Source organism: Hydrogenophaga sp. (genome assembly GCF_048549895.1).
Taxonomy (GTDB): Bacteria; Pseudomonadota; Gammaproteobacteria; order Burkholderiales; family Burkholderiaceae_C; genus Hydrogenophaga.
Map to the genome: position 1 here is coordinate 20,800 of NZ_JBLYYB010000186.1, position 8,136 is coordinate 28,935.

Consider the following 8,136-nt stretch of genomic DNA (forward strand, 5'->3'; position numbering starts at 1 on the left):
CGTCAGGGCTTTGCTTTACCCAGCAACGCGTCTTTCAGTTGCCAGTCGGCCGGTTTTGGCCCCAGCCAGATGCGCATCAGTGCATTGAAGAACTCCGGCTCCTTGAACGGCTCGCCTTCCACGTTGCCCTTGATGGTCAACACCGTGCCGGTGCCGGGAATCCAGTCGATCAGGAAGGTTTCGCCTTCCTTGAGTTTCTTGTGGTCGCTGAAGATCTGGCTCATGCGCAGCACGCCGGGGATGAGTTTGGAGAAGGCGGCGCGGTCCATGTTGTCCTCCATGCCACGCGAAAACAGTTTGCCGAGCTCGCCCGAATCGATGTCGCGCAGCATGGTGATGGTCAGGCGTCGGGGGCCGCTGGCGGCCAGCACGGCCTCGGTGGTCTCGGCCTTCTGGCCCAGGTAGAGCCCGGCGGTGTAAACCTTGAACACCGCCTTGTAGCGCACACCCGCGCCATTGAGCAGCAGGGACTGGCCCGCCACGGTCGCGCGGTCTTCCAGCTTGACGCCGCTGATGTCCACCGTGGCGGCCTGGCTCAATGCGGGCAGGAGCAGGGCGGTGCACAGAGTGGCCGCCCCGAGGATCGAGGAAGGGAAGGAGTTGCGTTTCATGGGTTCCAGCTCGGTTAAAAAAGAACAACCGTTCTATTTTTTCGATTGTCCCTTCGGGTCGAAGCTGCGTTCAGAGGGTTTAGCCGTAAAACCAAAGCATCGCCCTGAGACCCACGACACGCCCTTTGCTACACTCCCGCCACCATGTTCAACCCATGCACAACCCCCTCAGGTGTTCTGCCGAGCCGCAACGGCCGGGGAGCCTGGCCCTGGCGCAAGCCAGCGTAAACGTGCACTCCCCCCGGGGTTGGCACAGCACCCGCAGGCCCCGCGCCCGCCGCTGTGTCACCCCACCCAAGCCCGGCAGCACCGCTGACCGGATGGCATGGAACCCAGCGCCCCGCCCGATGTGTCGATGACCCGACGCGTGGCCGATGGAAAGAACGAACATGATCACCGAACTGGAATTCAAGAGCCTGGCCCAGCAGGGCTACAACCGCATCCCGCTGATGGCCGAGGCCTTCGCGGACCTGGAAACCCCCCTCTCGCTCTACCTCAAGCTCGCGCACGGGCGCGGCGACGGCAAGCACAGCTTTCTGCTCGAATCGGTGGTGGGTGGCGAGCGCTTCGGGCGCTACAGCTTCATCGGCCTGCCCGCGCGCACGCTGTTGCGTGCCACCGGCTTCGGCGCCGAGGCCAAAACCGAGGTGGTGCGCGACGGCGTGGTGATCGAGACGAACCACGGCAACCCGCTCGATTTCATCGCCGCCTACCAGCAGCGCTTCAAGGTCGCGCTTCGCCCCGGCTTGCCGCGCTTTTGCGGCGGCCTGGCCGGCTACTTCGGCTACGACGCAGTGCGCCACATCGAGAAGAAGCTCGAGAAAACCTGCCCGCCCGACACCCTGGGCTGCCCCGACATCCTCTTGCTGCAATGCGAAGAGCTCGCGGTGATCGACAACCTCTCGGGCAAGCTCTATCTGATCGTCTACGCCGACCCTGGCCAGCCCGAGGCCTACGCCAACGGCAAGAAGCGCCTGCGTGAGTTGCGCGAGGCGCTGAAGTACTCGGTGAGCGCGCCGGTGGTCAAACCCAGCCAGGGCTACCCGGCCGAGCGCGACTTCGCCAAGGCCGACTACTTGGCCGCGGTGGACCGCGCCAAGGAGCTGATCGCCGCCGGTGACTTCATGCAAGTGCAGGTGGGCCAGCGCATCAAGAAGCGCTACACCGAGTCGCCGCTGAGCCTGTACCGCGCGCTGCGTTCGCTCAACCCATCGCCCTACATGTACTACTACCACTTCGGCGATTTCCACGTGGTGGGGGCTTCGCCCGAGATTCTGGTGCGCCAGGAGAACACGCCCGAGGGCACCAAGGTGACCATCCGCCCGCTGGCCGGCACCCGCCCGCGCGGTGCCACGCCCGAGCAGGACAAGGCCACCGAGCTGGAACTGATCAACGACCCCAAGGAGCGCGCCGAACACGTGATGCTGATCGACCTGGCGCGCAACGACATCGGCCGCATCGCGAAGATCGGCACCGTCAAGGTGACCGAGGCGTTTGCGGTGGAGCGCTACAGCCACGTGATGCACATCGTGAGCAACGTCGAGGGCGTGCTCAACGACGGCATGACCAGCATGGACGTGCTCAAGGCCACCTTCCCGGCCGGCACGCTCACCGGCGCGCCCAAGGTGCATGCCATGGAACTGATCGACCAGCTGGAGCCGACCAAGCGCGGCATCTACGGTGGCGCGTGTGGCTACCTGAGCTACGCCGGCGACATGGACGTGGCGATCGCGATCCGCACCGGCATCATCAAGGACCAGACGCTCTACGTGCAGGCCGCGGCCGGCGTGGTGGCCGACTCGGTGCCCGAGATGGAATGGAGGGAAACGGAGCACAAGGCGCGGGCCTTGTTGCGCGCGGCCGAACTGGTTGAGGAGGGTCTGGAATGAACACGCTCAAGATGAACGACGCCGGGCCGCCCCAAGGCGTTCAAGCCCCCTTGGGGGGCAGCGACCCACGCGCAGCGGGAGAGCGTGGGGGCCTCAAAGTCCTCATGGTGGACAACTACGACTCGTTCACCTTCAACATCGTGCAGTACCTCGGTGAGTTGGGGGCCGCGGTCACGGTGGTGCGCAACGATGAAGTCACCGTTGACGAGCTGCAGAGCCGGCTCGACGACGGTCGCATGGACCGCCTCGTGATTTCCCCCGGGCCGTGTTCACCGGCCGAAGCCGGCATCTCGGTGGCCGCCATCCAGCACTTCGCCGGCAAGCTGCCCATCCTCGGTGTTTGCCTGGGCCACCAAGCCATCGGCGCCGCGCTGGGCGGCACGGTGGTTCGCGCGCAGGAGCTGATGCACGGCAAGACCAGCGTCATCACCACCCGGCAGGTGGGCGTGTTCGCGAACCTGCCCGAGCAGTTCACCGTGAACCGCTACCACTCGCTGGCCATTCGCCGCAGCGACTGCCCGCCCGAGCTGGAGGTGACCGCCTGGACCGATGACGGCGAGATCATGGGCGTGAAGCACAAGACGCTCGCCATCGAAGGCGTGCAGTTCCACCCCGAGAGCATCCTCACCGAACACGGGCACGCCATGCTCAAGAACTTTCTGGAGCAAAAACCATGAACCCCCACGTTCCACCGCTGCGCGGGTCACTGCCCCCCGAGGGGGCTGATCCGGCTTGGGGCGGCCCGGCGCCGGATCGCATGAAAACCGTTGACCTGAGAAGCGACACCGTCACCCAACCCACGGCTGCCATGCGTGAAGCCATGATGGCCGCGCCCTTGGGCGACGACGTGTTCGGTGACGACCCATCCGTCAATGCGCTGCAGGACAAGGTGGCCGCCCTCACCGGCAAGGAAGCCGCGCTCTTCATGGCCAGCGGCACGCAGAGCAACCTCTGCGCGATGCTGGCGCACTGCGAGCGCGGCGACGAGTACATCGTGGGCCAGAACGCCCACACCTACCGCTACGAAGGCGGTGGCGCGGCGGTGCTGGGCAGCATCCAGCCGCAGCCGCTGGCGCAAAACGCCACCGGGCAGATGCAGCTGACCGACATCGCTGCGGCCATCAAGCCCGACGACCCGCACTTTGCGCGCACGCGCCTGCTGTGCCTGGAGAACACCTGGAACGGCCACCCCATGTCGGCCGATTACCTTGATCAGGCGACCGCGCTGGCGCGTGAACATGGCCTGGCGGTGCATCTGGACGGCGCGCGCGTGTTCAACGCGGCGGTGGCGGCCGGGGGTGATCCCTACGCAGCCGTGCGCGGCATCGTCGACCGCTTCGACAGCGTCTCGGTCTGCTTCAGCAAGGGCCTGGGCGCACCCGTGGGCTCGGCGCTGTGCGGCTCCAAAGACCTGATCCGCCGCGCGCTGCGCTGGCGCAAGATGCTCGGCGGCGGCTTGCGCCAGTCGGGCCTGCTCGCGGCCGCGGCGCACCACGCGCTGGACCACCACGTCCACCGCCTGGCCGACGACCACGCGCTCGCACAACGCCTGGCCCTGGGGCTGGCCGGCATTGATGGACTGAGCGTGCGCTCGGCGCAGACCAACATCGTGTTCGTCGACGTGGCGAACGGGCATGGCCCCGATCTGCTCGCCCACCTGGCGCACGACGGTGTGCTGGCCACCGGTCTGATCGGCCTGCGCTTCGTGACGCATCTCGACGTGGACGCGGCCGGCGTCGACCGCGCGATCGCCAGCGTCAAGACCTTCTTCGCGCAGGGCGGTAGCGCACCGACTGCGCGGGTGGCCGGCTCGGCTGTCTACTGAACCGGAGGCCGTCATGCCCGAGCTGCCGCAACTCCTGCTCTTCATCGCGGCCGGCTGGCTGCTCAACCTCACGCCCGGCCCGGACGTGCTCTACATCGTCACGAACGCATTGAAGAGCGGCGTGCGCGCCGGCGTCGTGGCCGCGTTGGGCATCGTCAGCGGCTGTTTTGTGCACGTGTTCGCTGCCGCCATCGGCGTGAGCGCGCTGCTGGCCGCGTCCGCCACCGCGTTCACCGTGCTCAAGTGGATCGGCGCGGCCTACCTGCTGTGGATGGGTGTGCGCCTGCTCCTCTCGAAGGCCACGCCGCTGAATCTGAGCGCCGGAACGACCGAGGTGAACCTGTGGCGCGTGTACCGCCGCGGCTTCCTCACCAACGTGCTCAACCCCAAGGTGGCGATCTTTTTTCTGGCCTTCGTGCCGCAGTTCATCGCGCCCGAGGCGCCGAACAAGGCGCTCGCGTTTTTGCTGCTGGGGCTGATCTTCAACCTCAACTCGCTGCCCATCAACTTCGGTTACGCCTGGCTGGCCGCCTGGGCCGCGCGCCGCGTGCAGACCGTGCAGCGCGCCATGCACTGGCTGGACCGCGCCGCGGGCGTGCTCTTCGTGGGCTTCGGCCTGCGCCTGGCCTTGGCCGACAATCCCGTTCAGTAAACAAGAAGCTTTGGAGACACGCATGCCGAACAGCCACAAGATCACGCCGCAAGAGGCGCTGCAGCGCACCATCGAACACCGCGAGATCTTTCACGACGAGATGCTGCACCTCATGCGCCTGATCATGAGCGGCGAAATGTCGCCGGTGATGATGGCCGCCTTCATCACCGGCCTGCGCGTGAAGAAGGAAACCATCGGCGAGATCACCGCGGCCGCCCAGGTGATGCGCGAGTTCTCCACCAAGGTGTTTGTTGCCGACAAGACGCACCTGGTCGACATCGTGGGCACCGGCGGCGACGGCTCGCACACCTTCAACATCTCCACCTGCAGCATGTTTGTCGCCTCCGCGGCCGGCGCGCGCGTGAGCAAGCATGGCGGGCGCAGTGTCTCCAGCAAGAGCGGCAGCGCCGATGTGCTGGAGAGCCTGGGCGTGAACATCAACCTGCCGCCCGAGGCCATCGCGCGCTGCATCGAGCAGGTCGGCGTGGGCTTCATGTTCGCGCCCAACCATCACAGTGCCATGAAGCATGTGGCGCCGGTGCGCAAGGAACTGGGTGTGCGCACCATCTTCAACATCCTGGGTCCGCTGACCAATCCGGCCTCGGCGCCCAACATCCTCATGGGCGTGTTCCACCCCGACCTGGTCGGCATCCAGGTGCGCGCGTTGCAGCGGCTGGGCGCCGAGCACGCGGTGGTGGTTTATGGGCGTGACGGCATGGACGAGGTCTCGCTCGGCGCGGCCACGCTGGTGGGTGAGCTCAAGGATGGCGAGATAACCGAATACGAAATCCATCCTGAAGACTTCGGCATGACCATGGCCAGCAGCCGCGCGCTGCGCGTGGAAACGCCCGAGGCCTCACGCCAGATGCTGATGGGCGTGCTCGAAGCCCGCGACGACCCGACCTTCAAAGCCGCCAGCGAGATCGTGGCGCTCAACGCCGGCGTGGCGCTGTACGCGGCCAACGTGGTCACCAGCATGGGTGACGGCATCGCGTTGGCGCGGCGCACGCTGGCCTCGGGCGCGGCCCTGGCCAAACTCGAACAACTCAAGGCCTTCGCGGCCTGACCTGGAACATTGCCATGAGCGACATCCTGCAGAAGATCGTGACTGTGAAGCACGAAGAAATCGCCGCCGCGCAGCGCAAGAAGCCGCTCGACGTGGTGCGCTTCGACGCCGAGAGCCGTGTGCTCACGCGCGATTTCGAAGGTGCGTTGCGCCGCAAGATCGCCGCTGGCCAGGCCGCGGTGATCGCCGAAGTGAAAAAGGCCAGCCCGAGCAAGGGCGTGCTGCGCGAAGACTTCATCCCGGCCGACATCGCCCAGAGCTACGCCGAGGGCGACGGTCAGGTGAGCGCGGCCTGCCTGTCGGTGCTGACCGACAAGCAATTTTTCCAGGGCAGCACCGACTACCTGAAGCAGGCCCGCGCCAGCTGCGATCTGCCCGTGCTGCGCAAGGATTTCATGGTCGACCCGTACCAAATCTATGAAGCCCGCGCCATGGGCGCCGACGCCATCCTGCTGATCGCCGCCTGCCTGGACGATACGCAGATGGCCGATCTTGAAGCGCTGGCGCTGAGCCTGAACATGGCGGTGCTGGTGGAGGTGCACGACCGGGCGGAGCTGCAGCGCGCGCTCAAGCTCAAGACGCCGCTGATCGGCATCAACAACCGCAACCTGCGCACTTTCGAGGTCACGCTGCAGACCACGCTGGACTTGATGGTCGACGTGCCGGCCGACCGCCTGCTGATCACCGAGTCCGGCATCCTGGGTCGCGACGACGTGCAGACCATGCGCGCTGCTGGCGTACACGCCTTCCTGGTGGGCGAGGCGTTCATGCGCGCGCCCGAGCCGGGCCTGGCGCTGGCCGAGCTGTTCGCCTGAGCGCGTGGCCATGCAGGACGCGTCGGGCTGGGCCGATCTGACCGCGGATTTCTGGCGCTCGGCAGAAGGGGCGGCACTCCAGACTTTTCTCGAAGCCCGTCGCGCCCAAGGCGCCACCATCTACCCGCCCGAGCCCCTGCGGGCCTTGCAGCTCACCCCGCCCGACCAGGTTCGGGTGGTCGTGCTGGGTCAGGACCCGTACCACGGACCCGGTCAGGCCGAGGGGCTGGCGTTCTCGGTCGCGCCCGGCGTGAAACCGCCGCCCAGCCTGCGCAACATCTTTCAGGAACTGCAGCGCGACCTGGGCCTGCCCACGCCGGCCAACGGCTCCCTGGTGCGTTGGGCGCGGCAGGGCGTGTTGCTGCTCAACACCTGCCTGACAGTGGAAGACGGCCAGCCCGCGAGCCACGCCAAACAAGGCTGGGAGTCGCTCACCGATCGCATCATCGAACGCTGCAGCACCACGGGCCAACCCAAGGTCTTTCTGCTCTGGGGCGCACATGCCCAGAAAAAGGCAGCCCTCATCGACGCCGGGCGGCATCTGCTGCTGTTCGCCAACCACCCGTCGCCGCTGTCGGCACGCCGCGGCCCCGTGCCGTTTATCGGGTGCTGCCATTTCAGTCAGACCAACAGGTGGTTGGCGCTGCAGGGCATGCCCCCTGTTGCATGGTGATGCGTGCTCTTGCAGGAAGGCTGGTTGGCTGGACGAAAACCATGGCATAATCGCGGGCTGCGCTATGGAGGGGTGGCCGAGTGGTTAAAGGCAGCAGACTGTAAATCTGCCCGCTTACGCGTACGCTGGTTCGAATCCAGCCTCCTCCACCAGCGATTGATGTGACATGTAAGCGATGGGACTATGCGTCCGGCGGCTTATCCCCAAGTGGGGGTGGTCCGTTTGGGCGGGGCGAATTTGGCGGGAGTAGTTCAATGGTAGAACCCCAGCCTTCCAAGCTGATGACGCGGGTTCGATTCCCGTCTCCCGCTCCATGTCCTGTCGGTGGTGAGTTTTAGAGTTGGTTTTTTGAATGTCCCAGGACGGCCGGTTTGCCGGCTTCCTTGGCCCTTGTGGCTCAGTGGTAGAGCACTCCCTTGGTAAGGGAGAGGTCGCGGGTCCGATTCCCGCCAAGGGCACCAGTTATTTGCAGGTCTGCCTTTGCAGATTTTTGGTTGTTTCGGCAGTTTTGATTTGGAGCTGAAAAATGGCAAAAGAGAAATTTGAGCGGACCAAGCCGCACGTGAACGTGGGCACGATTGGTCACGTTGACCATGGCAAGACGA

8 protein-coding genes and 3 tRNA genes are annotated in these 8,136 nt (G+C 65.8%); 10 read left to right on the forward strand and 1 reads right to left on the reverse strand.

The window, feature by feature from the left end:
- Window positions 1-2: 2 nt before the first annotated feature.
- Entirely contained in the window at window positions 3-611 is a 609-nt protein-coding gene (locus tag ACN4F8_RS17670) for a chalcone isomerase family protein (protein ID WP_419474772.1), read from the reverse strand.
- 389 nt (window positions 612-1,000) lie between these two features.
- Between ACN4F8_RS17670 and trpE the strand changes: the two genes are divergently transcribed.
- The 10 genes from trpE (at window position 1,001) to ACN4F8_RS17720 (ending at window position 7,992) form a co-directional block, all read left to right on the forward strand.
- Window positions 1,001-2,500: an anthranilate synthase component I gene (gene trpE / locus ACN4F8_RS17675; RefSeq protein ID WP_419474773.1), complete on the forward strand. Its 1,500-nt coding sequence runs from the start codon at window positions 1,001-1,003 to the stop codon at window positions 2,498-2,500.
- A gap of 104 nt (window positions 2,501-2,604) precedes the next feature.
- Entirely contained in the window at window positions 2,605-3,177 is a 573-nt protein-coding gene (locus ACN4F8_RS17680) for an anthranilate synthase component II (RefSeq protein WP_419474779.1), read from the forward strand.
- 80 nt (window positions 3,178-3,257) lie between these two features.
- Window positions 3,258-4,325 carry a low-specificity L-threonine aldolase gene (ltaE, locus tag ACN4F8_RS17685; RefSeq protein WP_419474774.1) on the forward strand — a complete coding sequence of 356 codons (1,068 nt, stop codon included), beginning with the start codon at window positions 3,258-3,260 and terminating at the stop codon, window positions 4,323-4,325.
- A 13-nt stretch (window positions 4,326-4,338) separates the two neighbouring features.
- Window positions 4,339-4,977, forward strand: a complete 639-nt coding sequence (locus ACN4F8_RS17690; RefSeq protein ID WP_419474775.1) for a LysE family translocator — start codon at window positions 4,339-4,341, stop codon at window positions 4,975-4,977.
- 22 nt (window positions 4,978-4,999) lie between these two features.
- Window positions 5,000-6,043, forward strand: coding sequence for an anthranilate phosphoribosyltransferase (gene trpD, locus ACN4F8_RS17695; protein WP_419474776.1), 1,044 nt, complete (start codon window positions 5,000-5,002; stop codon window positions 6,041-6,043).
- Between the two features lie 14 nt (window positions 6,044-6,057).
- Window positions 6,058-6,858: an indole-3-glycerol phosphate synthase TrpC gene (trpC, locus tag ACN4F8_RS17700; RefSeq protein ID WP_419474777.1), complete on the forward strand. Its 801-nt coding sequence runs from the start codon at window positions 6,058-6,060 to the stop codon at window positions 6,856-6,858.
- 10 nt (window positions 6,859-6,868) lie between these two features.
- Window positions 6,869-7,531 carry a uracil-DNA glycosylase gene (locus tag ACN4F8_RS17705; protein WP_419474780.1) on the forward strand — a complete coding sequence of 221 codons (663 nt, stop codon included), beginning with the start codon at window positions 6,869-6,871 and terminating at the stop codon, window positions 7,529-7,531.
- A gap of 66 nt (window positions 7,532-7,597) precedes the next feature.
- A tRNA-Tyr gene (locus ACN4F8_RS17710) sits at window positions 7,598-7,683 on the forward strand.
- 88 nt (window positions 7,684-7,771) lie between these two features.
- A tRNA-Gly gene (locus tag ACN4F8_RS17715) sits at window positions 7,772-7,845 on the forward strand.
- A 72-nt stretch (window positions 7,846-7,917) separates the two neighbouring features.
- Window positions 7,918-7,992, forward strand: a tRNA-Thr gene (locus tag ACN4F8_RS17720).
- Window positions 7,993-8,136 lie beyond the last annotated feature (144 nt).

Coding starts and splice junctions, on each gene's coding strand:
- ACN4F8_RS17670 (WP_419474772.1), bottom strand. CDS start 611: ATGAAACGCAACTCCTTCCCTTCCTCGATCCTCGGGGCGGCCACTCTG.
- trpE (WP_419474773.1), top strand. CDS start 1,001: ATGATCACCGAACTGGAATTCAAGAGCCTGGCCCAGCAGGGCTACAAC.
- ACN4F8_RS17680 (WP_419474779.1), top strand. CDS start 2,605: ATGGTGGACAACTACGACTCGTTCACCTTCAACATCGTGCAGTACCTC.
- ltaE (WP_419474774.1), top strand. CDS start 3,258: ATGAAAACCGTTGACCTGAGAAGCGACACCGTCACCCAACCCACGGCT.
- ACN4F8_RS17690 (WP_419474775.1), top strand. CDS start 4,339: ATGCCCGAGCTGCCGCAACTCCTGCTCTTCATCGCGGCCGGCTGGCTG.
- trpD (WP_419474776.1), top strand. CDS start 5,000: ATGCCGAACAGCCACAAGATCACGCCGCAAGAGGCGCTGCAGCGCACC.
- trpC (WP_419474777.1), top strand. CDS start 6,058: ATGAGCGACATCCTGCAGAAGATCGTGACTGTGAAGCACGAAGAAATC.
- ACN4F8_RS17705 (WP_419474780.1), top strand. CDS start 6,869: ATGCAGGACGCGTCGGGCTGGGCCGATCTGACCGCGGATTTCTGGCGC.